14 protein-coding genes and 1 tRNA gene are annotated in these 13,682 nt (G+C 56.2%); 11 read left to right on the forward strand and 4 right to left on the reverse strand.

Going from position 1 to position 13,682, the window contains the following annotated elements:
* The first annotated feature begins 10 nt into the window (after positions 1–10).
* The 11 genes from ACR0J2_RS01415 (at position 11) to ACR0J2_RS01465 (ending at position 10,121) form a co-directional block, all read left to right on the forward strand.
* Entirely contained in the window at positions 11–451 is a 441-nt protein-coding gene (locus ACR0J2_RS01415; protein ID WP_170616361.1) for a TrgA family protein, read from the forward strand.
* 30 nt (positions 452–481) lie between these two features.
* A complete protein-coding gene (locus ACR0J2_RS01420; protein WP_480811470.1) occupies positions 482–1,597 on the forward strand; it encodes an NUDIX domain-containing protein in 1,116 nt (371 codons plus the stop codon).
* A gap of 70 nt (positions 1,598–1,667) precedes the next feature.
* Entirely contained in the window at positions 1,668–2,702 is a 1,035-nt protein-coding gene (locus tag ACR0J2_RS01425; RefSeq protein ID WP_170616365.1) for a cysteine synthase A, read from the forward strand.
* Positions 2,702–5,131: a DUF3772 domain-containing protein gene (locus ACR0J2_RS01430; protein WP_170817269.1), complete on the forward strand. Its 2,430-nt coding sequence runs from the start codon at positions 2,702–2,704 to the stop codon at positions 5,129–5,131. Before ACR0J2_RS01425 ends, ACR0J2_RS01430 begins: the two co-directional genes overlap by 1 nt.
* 90 nt (positions 5,132–5,221) lie before the next feature.
* A tRNA-Ser gene (locus ACR0J2_RS01435) sits at positions 5,222–5,311 on the forward strand.
* A gap of 216 nt (positions 5,312–5,527) precedes the next feature.
* On the forward strand, positions 5,528–5,971 hold the full coding sequence (locus tag ACR0J2_RS01440; RefSeq protein WP_170619017.1) for a lipocalin-like domain-containing protein: 444 nt from the start codon (positions 5,528–5,530) through the stop codon (positions 5,969–5,971).
* Between the two features lie 79 nt (positions 5,972–6,050).
* A complete protein-coding gene (locus tag ACR0J2_RS01445; RefSeq protein WP_170619016.1) occupies positions 6,051–6,782 on the forward strand; it encodes an SDR family oxidoreductase in 732 nt (243 codons plus the stop codon).
* A gap of 246 nt (positions 6,783–7,028) precedes the next feature.
* Positions 7,029–7,634: a YrbL family protein gene (locus tag ACR0J2_RS01450; RefSeq protein WP_170676823.1), complete on the forward strand. Its 606-nt coding sequence runs from the start codon at positions 7,029–7,031 to the stop codon at positions 7,632–7,634.
* A gap of 98 nt (positions 7,635–7,732) precedes the next feature.
* The gene (locus ACR0J2_RS01455) at positions 7,733–8,575 is read left to right on the forward strand and encodes a glycosyltransferase family 25 protein (RefSeq protein WP_170676825.1); all 843 of its coding nucleotides are present in this window, start codon (positions 7,733–7,735) and stop codon (positions 8,573–8,575) included.
* Positions 8,576–8,697: 122 nt separating this feature from the next.
* Complete coding sequence (locus ACR0J2_RS01460) at positions 8,698–9,066, forward strand: group I truncated hemoglobin (protein WP_170616712.1); 369 nt, start codon at positions 8,698–8,700, stop codon at positions 9,064–9,066.
* Positions 9,063–10,121 (forward strand): adenylate/guanylate cyclase domain-containing protein, encoded by a 1,059-nt coding sequence (locus ACR0J2_RS01465; protein ID WP_170616714.1) that lies wholly within the window; start codon positions 9,063–9,065, stop codon positions 10,119–10,121. Before ACR0J2_RS01460 ends, ACR0J2_RS01465 begins: the two co-directional genes overlap by 4 nt.
* A 6-nt stretch (positions 10,122–10,127) precedes the next feature.
* Here the strand turns inward: ACR0J2_RS01465 and ACR0J2_RS01470 are convergent, their stop codons facing one another.
* The 4 genes from ACR0J2_RS01470 to metA form a co-directional block, all read right to left on the reverse strand.
* Positions 10,128–10,742: a TetR/AcrR family transcriptional regulator gene (locus ACR0J2_RS01470; protein WP_170616716.1), complete on the reverse strand. Its 615-nt coding sequence runs from the start codon at positions 10,740–10,742 to the stop codon at positions 10,128–10,130.
* 93 nt (positions 10,743–10,835) lie between these two features.
* A complete protein-coding gene (gene ppk2 / locus ACR0J2_RS01475; protein ID WP_170806239.1) occupies positions 10,836–11,705 on the reverse strand; it encodes a polyphosphate kinase 2 in 870 nt (289 codons plus the stop codon).
* A gap of 49 nt (positions 11,706–11,754) precedes the next feature.
* Positions 11,755–12,702, reverse strand: coding sequence for an alpha/beta fold hydrolase (locus ACR0J2_RS01480; protein ID WP_480811471.1), 948 nt, complete (start codon positions 12,700–12,702; stop codon positions 11,755–11,757).
* A 9-nt stretch (positions 12,703–12,711) separates the two neighbouring features.
* Positions 12,712–13,650, reverse strand: coding sequence for a homoserine O-acetyltransferase MetA (gene metA, locus ACR0J2_RS01485; RefSeq protein WP_170676832.1), 939 nt, complete (start codon positions 13,648–13,650; stop codon positions 12,712–12,714).
* Positions 13,651–13,682 lie beyond the last annotated feature (32 nt).

The following is a 13,682-nucleotide window of genomic DNA, read 5'->3' on the forward strand; positions in this document are numbered from 1 at the left end:
GACCCCTCGTATGCCCAGTGCCTCACGTCTAGTTGCCGCTGTATGTCTGGTGGTGGTTGCCTTTATTGTCTCCACGATGATCATCGAAAACGGGGACGAGGGTAAGGATTACGGCTATTTCACTCTGGTCAACATTGCGCTTGGGTTCGTTTGCGGATGGAAAATCATGGGCAAGCGGGCTGGTCGCGGATGGACGGCAGGTGTCAACAACGGACTGACCGGTGTCGCATCTTTGGTGTTCTGGGGACTTTTCGTGCAGGGCACCTATGAGATGTTCCGCCTGGCGATGCGTCACAGGTATGACGGCCCGTTCGAGGCGGTGCTTGCGATTTTCAAGCTTGGTGTCGAGTTTGGCGAGCAGCTGATTGTTCCAAACATTCTGGTGACGCTAGCGGTGGGCGCTGTCATAACCGGGTTGGCGACCGAAGAAGCGAGTCGCCGCTGGCGTTAAGCGCGACTGAACAACGAAAGCTCTATCCCCGTGTCTGATCTATTTTTTTACGGCACGCTCAGGTGCCAGCCGTTGCTGGAACGTGTGCTTGGCCGCCCGCTGTCTGAGTTGAAAATTTCTGAGGCCAGATTGCCCGACCACGCCGTCTATGGTGTGAAGGGGCAAAGCTTTCCGATGATTGTCAGCGAGAATGGCAGCAAGGCCGAAGGTTTGCTGGTGCAGGGATTCAGTCCCGAGGATTTGAAACGGCTGACTTACTACGAAGGTGGTTTCGATTACGACCTCAGCCCCCGTGACCTTGAGCTGCCTGAAGGAACGAAGGCGACGGCAAGCGTGTTCTTTCCAGAACCCAACCTTTGGACGCCGGACCAGCCCTGGTCCCTGAAGGACTGGTTTGGAGATTGGGGAGAACTGACGCTACTTGCCGCAGATGAGGTGATGGCCCATTACGGCAAGGTCGAAGCTGCTGAGATTGCGCGAAGTTTTCCAGCCATCCGGACCCGGGCCTGGGCCAGGTTGGCTGCGCGCCGGCGTCAGACCGGTGATGCGCGCGATACGGCGCAGGACGTGATCGTCCATGATCGCAAGCCCGCCTACATCAACTATTTTGGGATTGATGAAATCAGGATTCAACACCGCCAATACGACGGATCAATGAGTCCGGTTCTGAACTACAATGGGTTGATGCAGGGCAGCGCCGTGGTTGTTCTGCCCTACGATCCGGTACGGGACACGGTCTTGCTGGTCGAACAGTTTCGCGTGCCGGTCTTTTTGATCGACGACCCGGAACCCTGGATGTGGGAGCCGGTCGCGGGCATGATCGATCCCCGCGAAACGCCCGAACAGGCGGCAATTCGCGAAACTCAGGAAGAAGCGCACGTGACCCCCAACGCGCTGGAATACGCTGGTGGGGTATATTCTTCCAGCGGTTCGTCGACCGAGTTCGTCCATCTGTATCTGGGATTGGCTGACCTGATCGAAACGACCGACAACGGTGGCCTTTCTTCCGAGGGCGAGAATATCCGTAGCCGGATTTTCTCGTATGCCGAATTTATCGAAATGGTCGACAGTCATGCCTTCAAGGACATGCCTCTGCTGACCTTGGCCAATTGGCTGGCACGACATCGCGACCGGCTGCGCGGTTAAGTTTCGTTGCTTGTGGTTGCTGCGGCGCGCCTGTAAATCTCTGACGATACCAAATTGAAATGAGGGCGCCATGCGCATTGCACGAGATCTTGCCGACGCAGTAGGGAAAACACCGTTGATCCGGCTGCGCCGCATCAGTGAAGAGACCGGTTGCGAGATCCTCGGCAAGGCCGAGTTCATGAACCCGGGGCAATCCGTCAAGGACCGTGCCGCTCTGTTCATCATCCGTGACGCAATTGCCCGGGGGGATCTGAAGCCAGGCGGGACAATTGTCGAGGGTACCGCAGGTAACACCGGTATCGGTCTGGCGCTGGTGGGCGCATCGATGGGGTTCAAGACTGTCATCGTGATTCCCGAAACCCAGTCGGAAGAGAAAAAGGACATGCTGCGTCTGGCAGGTGCCCAGTTGGTTCAGGTTCCTGCGGCGCCTTATCGCAACCCGAACAATTTTGTGCACTATTCACGGCGTCTGGCCGAAGAACTTGCGCAATCTGAGCCCAATGGCGCGATCTGGGCCAATCAGTTCGATAATGTTGCCAACCGTCAGGCGCATGTGGAAACAACGGGCCCCGAGATCTGGGAACAGACCGACGGCAAGGTCGACGGATTTGTCAGCGCCGTAGGTTCGGGTGGTACGCTTGCCGGTGTGGCCGAAGTGCTGCAGCCAAAGGGGGTGAAGGTGGCATTGGCCGATCCGATGGGCGCCGGGCTGTTTTCCTATTACACAACGGGTGAGATCGCGATGGAAGGCGGATCGATTGCCGAGGGTATCGGGCAGGTTCGGATCACCAAGAACCTTGAAGGGTTCACGCCTGATTTTTCCTACCAGATCACAGACAACGAGGCGTTACCCTATATCTTCGACCTGCTCCGTGAGGAAGGTCTGGTAATGGGCGGATCAACCGCGATCAACATGGCGGGTGCGGTCCGGTTAGCCAAAGAAATGGGACCAGGTCATACCATCGTAACCATCCTGTGCGACTACGGCACTCGCTATCAGTCCAAACTGTTCAACCCCGATTTTCTGCGTGAAAAAGAGCTGCCGGTTCCTGATTGGATGACCGATGCGCCACGCAGTATCCCGGGCGTGTTCGAGGACGTATGATGCGGCAGCAGGTCCGCCTGTTCCTGGCCCTTGTTGCGGTGTGTTTTGCCGTACTGGGCGGTTCTGCGTTCGCCCAGTTGTCTGATCGACAGAGCGAATACTATCAAGGCTGGGTCAAAACGGCGGATCGGGCCGAAGCGGTAATCGAGGCCAACAAGGCCTCAAACGCGGCTCTTGAAAATTTGCGGAGTGAAATCAGCGACTATCGCGAAGATTTCAACAATGCGCGGAGCGCGAATACAGAACGTATCAAAACGCTGGAAGGCCAACTGAAGGCGCTTGGTCCGGAACCGGAAGGTGATGCAACCGAACCGGAAGACATCGCCAACCTTCGAAATCACCTTGAGGAGCAGCTAAACAGTCTGCGGGTCCCTAGGATAATCTCGGAAGAGGCTTTCAGCCGGGCGAATGGTCTGATCTTCGAAATTGATCAATTGCTGCGGGACCGTCAGGCAAAAGAACTGCTGGAGCGCGGTCCGTCTCCTTTGAACCCTGCCCATTGGGGTCCCGCCTGGACCGATGTGAACGAAGCAGCGCGCAGTCTGTTCAATGAGGTGCGCAGAAACTTTCAAACAGACGTGGTGCATGAACGGTTTCGCGACCGCGGGTTGGGCATTCTTGGCCTGGTCGTGATTGCAGGTGTTCTGCTGTTTTATGGAAAGCGATGGTCTGAATCCGCCGGTGAATATCTGCGGCGTCTGGGCGGGCAGGGCAGTGGTGTCTGGGCTTTCCTGACCTCTCTGCTGCGGATTATTCTGCCGTGGTTTGGCGTTGTGCTACTGGTAACGGCAGTGTCGCTGACGGGCATTTTGGGCCTGCGCGGCGCTCTGCTGATGGAAAACGTGCCTTATTGGGCAGGGATCATACTTTTCTACGACTGGATTGGCCGACAGTTCCATGTTCTGCAGGAAGCGCAGGGTTATAGGAAGCTATCGAGGCAAAGGGTAAGAGAGTTACGAGTTCATCTAGATCTGTTGGCGGGGTTCCTGATCCTGCACGAACTGGTGAAGTTGTTTGAGCAGATCGAGAATATCTCTGACGCGACACGTGCGGTGGTCGCGTTTCCGGTTATTGTCGGAACGGCGCTGTTGTTGCTGCGGGTGCGCCAAGTCCGAACTGTGGATACTTCAACCGACCCAGATGAACCGGCTGCAACCGCTCGCGCTGCCGGGTTCAGTCAGCTGGTCGAGTTCATTCGCAGAGCCTTGTTCCTGCTGGGGATCGGCAGTCCCATACTCGCTGTTCTGGGATACACGAACGCGGCTGAAGCGATTGTTTTCCCGGCTGTAAAAACACTGGTCCTCATTGCCGCATTGCTGATTTTTCAGCGTTTCCTGGCTTCGGTCTACGGATGGTTCAGCGGCAAAGGTGAGGCCGCCAAGGATTCGCTTTTTTCCGTTCTCGTCGGATTTGCCATGGCCATTCTGGCGATGCCTATTCTCGCGCTTTATTGGGGCGCGCGCAGGACGGATCTGCAAGAGATCTGGTCCCAGTTGTTGCAAGGGTTCGACATCGGTGGGGTGACAATCTCCCCCAGCAATTTCTTCACCTTTGTTGTGGTCTTCGCCATCGGGTATGGCCTGACGCGCATGTTGCAAAGCGGGTTGAGGAACTCGCTGCTGCCCAAGACCAGTATTGATCCGGGCGGGCAAAACGCGATTGTGTCCGGCACCGGTTACGTCGGTATTTTCCTGGCCGCGTTGATTGCCATCACGATTGCAGGCTTCAACCTTTCATCGCTTGCGATTGTTGCTGGTGCTCTTTCGGTCGGCATTGGCTTTGGTCTGCAGACCATCGTATCGAATTTCGTCTCGGGCATAATCCTGCTGGTCGAGCGTCCCATCTCCAAGGGGGACTGGATCGATGTGAACGGAATGATGGGCTACGTCCGCGACATCTCGGTTCGATCTACACGGATCGAGACGTTTGACCGAACGGATGTGATCGTTCCCAACTCGGACCTGATCAGTGGCGTGGTCACGAACTACACCCGCGGCAACACGATCGGGCGGGTGATCGTGCCTGTTGGTGTGGCTTATGGCACCGATACCCGGCTGGTCGAAAAAATTCTGGGCGAGATCGCAAATGCGCACCCCATGGTTCTGGCAAATCCAGCGCCCAGCGTCGTGTTTCAGGGGTTCGGTGCGGATTCGCTGGATTTTGAAATCCGCGGCATTCTTCGGGATGTGAACTGGGTTCTGTCGGTGAAGTCTGACATGAACCATGAAATCAACCGGCGGTTTGTCGAAGAGGGGATCGAGATTCCGTTCGCACAGCGCGATGTCTGGTTGCGCAATCCCGAAGTATTGAAGGCAGGGGAAGCCCAAACCAACCAGAAATCAGCGGAAATCCCCTCCGCAACACCATCAACCGCGCCGGTCGAGATGACCGAAGCCGACATGCCTGATGCCGATGGGGACGAGGTTTGACCTTCTTAACCGTGCTGTTGTTTTCCGGTGAATTTTCACCCTAATCGGGCCTTGCAAATCCCCCGGCGATAGTCCAAATATCCCGCTCACGGAGAGGTGGCCGAGTGGTCGAAGGCGCACGCCTGGAAAGTGTGTAGGCGGGAAACCGTCTCCAGGGTTCGAATCCCTGTCTCTCCGCCATAAACCGAACGAAGCCGAGATCCAGCCGTCTTCTGAGAGCCGCTGATTCAGACTTTTTTCGTTTGACCTATTTTGGTCGAGTCATATCCTTGCAGCTGACTGACCAGCGGTCTTTCTTTCAATAACAAATTACCCATTCGAAAAGGCCGCTTTTGTCGACTGTGTCAGGCGCACGGCGTTTGATGCCGATCCACGCATTGAAGCTGGAGTTTTTGGATGAACGGCTCGGAAAGGCTCTCGGAAAAGTCTGTTCTCGGAACATGGAAACTTGTCGCTTATCGCTTTGACTACGACGATGGCACGCACGAGGAACCATACGGGCCCGATCCGATTGGAATGCTTCACTATTCTGAGGACAGGCATGTATTCGTGCACATGATGGCGGCTGGTAGACAACCTCTTGGTTCGGACAGTTCGACCGCAACAAGCGAGGCCGCCCAAGCGGCACTCGGCAGCCACATCTCCTATTGCGGTACGTTTCAAGTCTCTGACCAAACGGTCAATCATGAAGTACTAGTCTCGGTTTTGCAGGATTTTGTAGGCCTGACCTTGCAGCGAGAAATTGAGGTCGCAAAAGATCGGCTTACGCTTCGTGGCAAGAACGCGACATTTGGAGGGAAACGTGGAACGGCCGTGCTGGAATGGGCGCGTGCAGATTGAAAGGACTTGCTGTCGAGTTTCCCCTGAATGCTGGCCCACAGGATCCCGACGGCGGCTTACTTTGGACAGGAGGAGAGTAATGGCGCGCATTCTGGATTTTTCAGAGCAGAACGTCATGGTGACAGGCGGCTCAAACGGCATCGGGCTCGCCGTCGCGGAAGCGTTCGTAGACGCTGGAGCGAAGGTGACTGTGACCGGCAGAAGGGGATCGGTCGGGGAGTATCAGGCGGACCTTTCCGCCTTCCGATACCATCAGGTGAACATGGAAGACGAAGCCTCGGTAGCTTCCCTGGTCGCCGCGACTGGTCAGGTTGATGTTCTTGTCAACAATGCGGGAACCTTTGTTGATCCTCCTGAAGGCCTCTCACCCGAGGGGTTTGATCGAAACATGATTATCAACCTCAACTCGGTTTACCGCCTCAGCCACGGGCTGTACCCGAAATTGGCCAAACGGCCGGGATGCATCATCAATATCGCCTCGATGTACAGCTACTTCGGAAGCGGATCGGGTCCAGCCTATGCTGCAAGCAAAACCGGGATCGTTGGCCTGACCAAATCGCTTGCGGTCGCTTATGCGCGTGACGGCGTACGGGTAAACGCCATTGCGCCAGGATGGATCCGGACCAACCTGACCGCAGGATCGCAGGCAAACGACACGTTCAGTGCTTCCATCGTCCAGCGAACACCTTTGGCGCGCTGGGGTGAGCCAAAGGAAATGACCGGGACAGTTCTTTACCTTGCATCATCAGATCTGGCCGGATTTGTGACAGGCGTGACGATACCGGTGGATGGCGGTTACAGCGTGATGTAGGACAATGCGTCTGCTTTTTTCAGGCCGAACTATTCGTCAGAGAACGTATGGCGCCAGCCCCATTCCTACCACCCTGGATCACTGTTCGTCATGTCGGTTGGTCGCGCGTGGATTGATGGGGCGATCAGTGGTGAATTGACTGGATGCTGCATTGTATCAAGACAGCGGCGCTTTTATATCTGGCTGGCACATGCTGTGGCTTTGCAAGACAGTTGCGGTGAATTTGACCTACTGGAATAACGCTTCATGATCGATCTGAGTTCTTTTGAACCACTGCGAAAAAGCCGCAATTACCTGATTTTCCAGCACCCTGAACAAGACAACGCGCTGCTCAAGGTCAGAACGGATAAACCGGTTCGCAGTCATTTTGTACCGCGATACGCCGAATGGCGTTATGGCAATCTGCGGCAGTGGAACCGCGAGGCCAATGAGTACCTGGCCGCCCTGAGCCGAGGATGCCCCGAAATCGAGCGTCTGGCCCGGTTTATGGGATACGCGTCGACATCAGCGGGACCGGCACTGGTCGTGGAAAAGATGACCGGCCCGGGCGGCGATCTGGCACCGACGGTGTATCAGGAATTTGTCTCGTACGACGGCGACAAAGACAAAATCCGTGCGCTGCATGATGAATTCATGGATCTTCTGGATGACTTGGAACGCGGCAACATTCTGATGGGCGACATGGGGTTGGAAAACGTTGTTCGCGCTGAACAGAGGGGCGGGCGTCTGGTCGTGATTGACGGGCTGGGTGAAAGGGTTCTTCTGCCTTTGACGCTGTTTAGCAAACGTGCGTATCAGCATTCCATCTTGCGGAGACGCAAGCGCATGTCAGGCAGCTTTGGCGAATTTTGATCCGCGAATCCTCGGCCTGCCATATCGTGGCCCGCGTACAGGGTTGATTTCCGGATCAGGCAGGACCGGCCTGCGCTAATTGAACGAAAGGAACGGTAGTGGAGCGTCAGAGGCAGGATCAGTTGACCGGTGTGTTTTATATCAACCTGGACCGCGTTCCCGAGCGGCGGGAGTTCATGGAGGCCGAGTTCGCCAAAGCCGGGTTGAGCAACGCAATTCGATTCAGTGCGACGGACGCGAAGGCAGAAGGGGCGCTTGAAGGGAACGGATACGTCCCGGGAACCGGTAATCGTTGGGGCCTGAAGCAAAGCGAGATTGCCTGTTTTGAAAGCCACCGGGCCGTCTGGAAACAGATCGCGGATCAGGGACTGCAAGCCGCCGCGGTTTTTGAGGACGATGTGGAAATGTCTGCCAGCGCCGGAGGCGTGATTGAGACAATTCTTTCCAATGGCCAAGCCTTTGATTTTGTGAAGCTTGACTATTCACCCAAACCATTGCGTTTCGGGCCACAGGAGACCATTGGTGGTGTCATGGCGAGACCGATGCTGGAAATGGCACCCAGTGCGGCTGCGTACATTCTGTCGCAGGACGGGTGCCGAAAGCTCTTGTCGTGGTCGGAAACCTACTCGGATCATTTGGACGATTTCGTATCTATTCCGCGCACCGACTGGCGCATGTTTCAGGTGTTCCCTGCTGTCGGGGTGCAGATGATCTGGTCGAAGCAACAGGGTCAGACGGTGGAAACTGTCAAAGTCAGCGAACGGTCACAGGACAAGACAACGAATAGCGGTCTGGACAAGGGGCCGCTTTGGTTTCGGGTCCGGCGCGAACTGCAGGCTGCGGGCCGAAAACTGCGTTGGCGAATGGGGCGACAAAAGCGTCTGCTGCGCCAGGGCGGCTATGCAGGGTTCATTTCCACTGCGGATGATTTGAAGGTCTGAGACACTCGGCGACCCAGCCATTCCGGTCGTTGAAATCAGTGTTCCGGTCATAATCGTTAACAAAACTGTCAATTTGATATAACCTTGCAGTGTTATGAAGAATTAACGCGCAGGTAATTGGTGTGGGTCAGACTATTTATGAAAAATACGGCGGGTTCAAAACCATCAGCCGTATCGTGATGACATTCTACGAAATGGCGCTGGACTCCGATGAAATCGGAGGGTTCTTCGAAGACATCGACATGCCGCGTCTGATCGATCACCAAACCAAGTTCGTTTCGTCACTGGTCGGCGGACCGGCATCGTTCAGTGATGAACGGATCGAGGCGGTGCATCGGAACCTGAACATCAGCCACTCGGACTTTGACGAGATGGCCGAATTGTTCGGGCAGGCATTGTCGATGCACGGAATGTCGGATGGTGATGTGAAAACGGCGCTGGCTGCAATCGAAGGGAAGCGCGCTATCATCGTGGCGCGGGACGCTGCATGAGTATTCTTGCAATCAATGAACAACTGCTGCGTGCAATCGGGGTAGGAGTGGCTGTTGTCCGTGCCTCGGATTTAAGTTTTGTATTCTATAATGGACCCTTCAGCGAATGGTTCGGCACACCAGCCGAAGGACAAACCCTGATGGACTTCCTTCCGGACCTGGATATGCGCGAACTGGAGGATGTGAAACAATCCGGTCTGCGTTATTCAGTGGAGTTGCAGATCAAGCCGAAACGCAGGACCCTGATATTTGCCACTGCCGTTTCCCTTGCCAATGGCCTTTCCGAGCAGGTCCTGGTTGTCGAGTGCCAGAACATCACCCGCATTCGTGAATTGGAAAGCATGATCGACAGCTATTCGACCATGGTGGAACGCAATACGCGCGAACTTGAGCGGGAAAAGGAACGGGTCGAAAGGTTGCTGCTGAACCTGATGCCTCGTGCGGTTTACGAGGAGTTCAAGACGTTCGGCGTTGTGACACCGCAGCTTTATGAACAAGTGTCGGTGGTTATGCTGGACTTCGTCGGCTTCACCGATTTTGCTGCGAAAACGGACCCGACAGTCACGCTGAGCGAGCTGAATGATATTTTCACGGCATTTGACCGCATTGTGGAACAATATGGATGTGAAAGGATCAAAACGATCGGAGATGCCTATCTTGCAGTGTCCGGCATGCCCGATGCGACGCCGGACCATGCAACGGCTGTCGCCCATTGCGCGGTCCGGTTCCTCAGGTATCTCGAGCGGCGCAACGAGACACACCCCCACAAATGGCAGGCCCGTATCGGGTTGGGCATGGGCGCCGCGGTGGGGTCGGTCGTCGGTATCCAGAAATACGTCTACGACGTTTTTGGCCCGGCCGTGAACATTGCGTCCAGATTGCAAGTCTTTGCGAACCCAATGAAAATTGTTGCTCCGGAAGAAATGAAGTATGCGTTGATTGACGAATTTCAGGTCTCCGATCTTGGGCGCGTGGAAATCAAGGGCATGGGTGAAATGGACCTGATCAATGTGACGTCCGGCCTGAGCGTACCGCAACCCAGAAAGGTCTTCTGATCGGGTTCAGTCGTCCTGCGGAACCAGGCCAAGCCCCCTCAGGTAGATGCCGATGCCGGTCTCCAGAAGGTCTTCGGGCGGAAAGGGAGAGCTTGCGCCGGTATTTCGGGCAAACAGTTCCACGACTCCATGACTCATTGCCCAAATATGGGCGCTGAACATCGATGCGGGCGGGCGTTTTTCCGGTGGAATGTGCTTGGACAGCTCACTGGCGGCTTTTTCCAGAACGGCCTTGGCCCTGTTGGCGGCCATCGCCAGTTCCGGGGTCCGGTTCAGGGAAATACCGCTTTCAAACATCGAAATGTAGTGACCGGGATGCTTGCGGGCAAAGGCCAGATATGCACGCCCGGTCGCCTCGAACGCGGCCAGGGCCGAGGGTTGGCCTTTGTCGTATGCGTACTGCATCAGATCCGCAAACATCTCGAACCCCTGACGCGCAGCTTCGGCGATCAGGTCTTCGCGACCGTGAAAATGCCGGTACACTGCGGCAGGCGTTACGCCCGCCGTCTTGGCAGCCTCGGACAGGGTGAACCCGGTGGGACCCTTTTCTTCGATCAAGGACAATGCCGCCTCGATCAGCGCTTGTTTCAGGTTTCCGTGGTGATACCCGCGTTTTGTCATCCAGGCCTCAGGCGTCTTTTGTTGTCATAACTTGTAAAGTAAGCAGGCTGGCCCGTCCAACAACTGCACCATGTTTGCCAGTCAATCGTACGCCTACGACTCCCAGATGTCCGGCCCGCCGCAAATCAGGGGATCGATCTCTCCGATCGCGCTCTTGTCCTTTTCGTCATAGTCCAGCGCGTGCAACACCGTACGAATGGCGGCCAGTCGCGCACGTTTCTTGTCATCCGAGCGGATGATGGTCCAGGGACAGTGATCCGAGTGGGTGCGGCTCAGCGTTTCTGCGATGGATTGGCTGTACTCATCCCATTTTCCAAGACCGGCAACATCGATCGGGCTGAGTTTCCATTGCTTGAGCGGGTCATTTTCGCGATCCAGAAAGCGATTGAGCTGTTCCGCGCGCCCGACATTCAGCCAGAACTTGAAGAAATGAATGCCGTCATTCACCAACCCGGTTTCCAGCGGGGCGACCTGACGGAAAAAGCGTTCCCGTTCTTCAGAGGTGCAAAAGCCAAAAACGTTTTCCACCACACCCCGGTTGTACCAGCTGCGATCAAAGAACACGATTTCACCTGCCGAGGGCAGATGCTGGATATAGCGTTGGAAATACCACTGGCTGCGTTCGGCATCCGATGGTTTGCTGAGCGCGACAACCCGCGCGCCACGCGGGTTCAGGTTTTCGCGAAAGCGTTTGATGGTGCCGCCTTTACCCGCCGCATCGCGGCCTTCAAAAATCAGCGCCACGCGATGATCCGAGTCTTTCAGCCAGGCTTGCATCTTGACCAACTCGATCTGCAAAGCCTCCATCTGCCGATCGTATTCCTTGCCCTTCATTTTTTCCGAGTAGGGAAAAGAGGGGTTCAGAATTTCGCGTTTCCCGGCATCCTTGATCGCGGAGCGAACGTCTTTGGGCGCTTCATTCCGGTAGTAGTCTTCGATCAAACCTTTGTCCGAACGGGCCATGCCTTACCTCGCGATAAAATCCATACCTGACTATGGATTAGCCGGAAGCCTAACGCAAACCGGCGCGTTGTGCGGCCCGGTCGATGGCCGAGGCAACCTCGGGCGCGGCGACCACTTGCGGCATGTGACCTATCCCTTCAAGCAGGATCAATTCCGCACCGGGGATCTGTTGGGTCAGCGGTTCCGCGTGCCAGTCGGTTTCAACCGTCGTGTCAGCCGTGCCATGTACGATCTCGGTTGGCACGGAAATCTCTCCGTACCGTGGTTGCAGCTCAGTGATCTCGTCCAGAAGGTTGGCGCGTTGCCGTGCATTGGCATGCATTGAATCGGGTCGCATCGTCAGCCCGGGGCCGAAATGCGCGGCGTAGCCTTCCGGGGCTTTCTGCGGCGCGAACACTTCATCCAATGCGCGTTCGACAAACCAGTCCGGCGTGTATGCGGACACGAACGGCAATGCCGCTAGGCGCCCCGTCGTGGTCGAGGCGAGCCGATTGAAACCATCCAGTGGCGTTTCCCACGGGATGGCCGCCGGCGCGATCAAAACCAGCGCGGAAATGTTCTCGGGTCGGGTCACGGCCCATGCCAATGCAACGGAACCACCATAGCTTTGCCCGGCGACAATGGGTTTCTCGGCTCCAAGCTGGGCGGCCGCACGTTGCAGGATTTTGGCTTGCTCCGTGATGGTTTCGCCATTCGGATTGAAGCTCTGGCTGTATCCGAGGCCGGGTCGGTCAAACACGATGACGCGATAGCTTTGTGCCAGGATCGGAGCCAGCGCAACCGTCATGTCCCGCGTGTTTCCGCTGGAGCCGTGGATCAACACCACATCCGGCCCTTGGCCCATGACCACCGCGTGAACCGCAATGCCGTCAACGGTCAGGATCTCCCCTTCGGGCGGAAAAGCGGCCTCTGCGCTTTCCTGATATCGCGCGGCTCGCCACAGGGTGAAGGCCCAGAACAGGGCGAGGGCAGTCAGGAGGATGACGGCAACACGCATCGACCCGCGTCAGGCCCTCAGGTCGGTCATTTCCATACCGATCCGAGTGATATCATAGGGGGTGGTTTCGTAGATTTCGCTGATCCAGTTACCATAAAGCAGATGCGCATGGCTTCGCCAACGGTTCTGCGGTGTCCTTGTTGGATCGTCATCGGGATAGTAGTTCAGCGGGACATTGATCGGCGTGCCGTTGGCGACGTCGCGATCGTATTCCTGTTTCAACGTGTCGCTGTCATATTCGAAATGGTTGAAGATATAGATTGCGCGGTGGGCCTTGTCCTCGACCAGACAAGGCCCGACTTCATCGCTGCCCAGCAAGGTGATCAATCCGGGTGCCGCGTCTATCTCAGCCTGTTTCATCTCGGTCCAACGGCTGACAGGGATCACGCAATCGTCTGAAAACCCGCGCAGAAAGGGCGAGGATGGTTGCAGATTGCGATGACGGAAGCAGCCAAATGCCTTCGCGCCCAGCATGTGTTTCCTGACGCCATGAAAATGGTTGATCATGGCCATTCCGCCCCAGCACACTCCGAAAGTGGAATGCACGTTGGTTTGTGTCCAATGGAAGACTTCACTGATCTCGTCCCAATAGGTGACGTCGTTGAAATCCAGATGTTCAATCGGCGCGCCGGTGATGATCAGACCGTCGAATTTCTCGTCCTTCACCTCCTGAAAAGGGCGATAGAACTCCTGCATATGCTCGGCGGCGGTGTTCTTGGTCTGGTGCTCGGTCATGCGGATCAGCGACAGATCGATCTGCAATGGCGTGGCGCCGATCAGGCGGGCGAACTGGTTTTCGGTCTGAATCTTCTTCGGCATCAGGTTCAGCAACCCGATGCGCAATGGCCGGATGTCCTGCCGCATTGCCTGATCCTCGGCCATGACCATGACGCCCTCGTTGCTGAGGACGTCAAATGCGGGAAGGTCGGATGGGATCTTGATTGGCATACTGGTCAAGCCTTTGCGGGAACAAGGTAAGT

It is taken from the genome of Ruegeria sp. CG4, assembly GCF_056537185.1.

What these genes read in the sequence shown, in the direction of transcription:
- ACR0J2_RS01415 (WP_170616361.1), top strand. Translation starts at nt 11, where the DNA reads ATGCCCAGTGCCTCACGTCTAGTTGCCGCTGTATGTCTGGTGGTGGTT.
- ACR0J2_RS01425 (WP_170616365.1), top strand. Translation starts at nt 1,668, where the DNA reads ATGCGCATTGCACGAGATCTTGCCGACGCAGTAGGGAAAACACCGTTG.
- ACR0J2_RS01430 (WP_170817269.1), top strand. Translation starts at nt 2,702, where the DNA reads ATGCGGCAGCAGGTCCGCCTGTTCCTGGCCCTTGTTGCGGTGTGTTTT.
- ACR0J2_RS01440 (WP_170619017.1), top strand. Translation starts at nt 5,528, where the DNA reads ATGAACGGCTCGGAAAGGCTCTCGGAAAAGTCTGTTCTCGGAACATGG.
- ACR0J2_RS01445 (WP_170619016.1), top strand. Translation starts at nt 6,051, where the DNA reads ATGGCGCGCATTCTGGATTTTTCAGAGCAGAACGTCATGGTGACAGGC.
- ACR0J2_RS01450 (WP_170676823.1), top strand. Translation starts at nt 7,029, where the DNA reads ATGATCGATCTGAGTTCTTTTGAACCACTGCGAAAAAGCCGCAATTAC.
- ACR0J2_RS01465 (WP_170616714.1), top strand. Translation starts at nt 9,063, where the DNA reads ATGAGTATTCTTGCAATCAATGAACAACTGCTGCGTGCAATCGGGGTA.
- ACR0J2_RS01470 (WP_170616716.1), bottom strand. Translation starts at nt 10,742, where the DNA reads ATGACAAAACGCGGGTATCACCACGGAAACCTGAAACAAGCGCTGATC.
- ppk2 (WP_170806239.1), bottom strand. Translation starts at nt 11,705, where the DNA reads ATGGCCCGTTCGGACAAAGGTTTGATCGAAGACTACTACCGGAATGAA.
- ACR0J2_RS01480 (WP_480811471.1), bottom strand. Translation starts at nt 12,702, where the DNA reads ATGCGTGTTGCCGTCATCCTCCTGACTGCCCTCGCCCTGTTCTGGGCC.
- metA (WP_170676832.1), bottom strand. Translation starts at nt 13,650, where the DNA reads ATGCCAATCAAGATCCCATCCGACCTTCCCGCATTTGACGTCCTCAGC.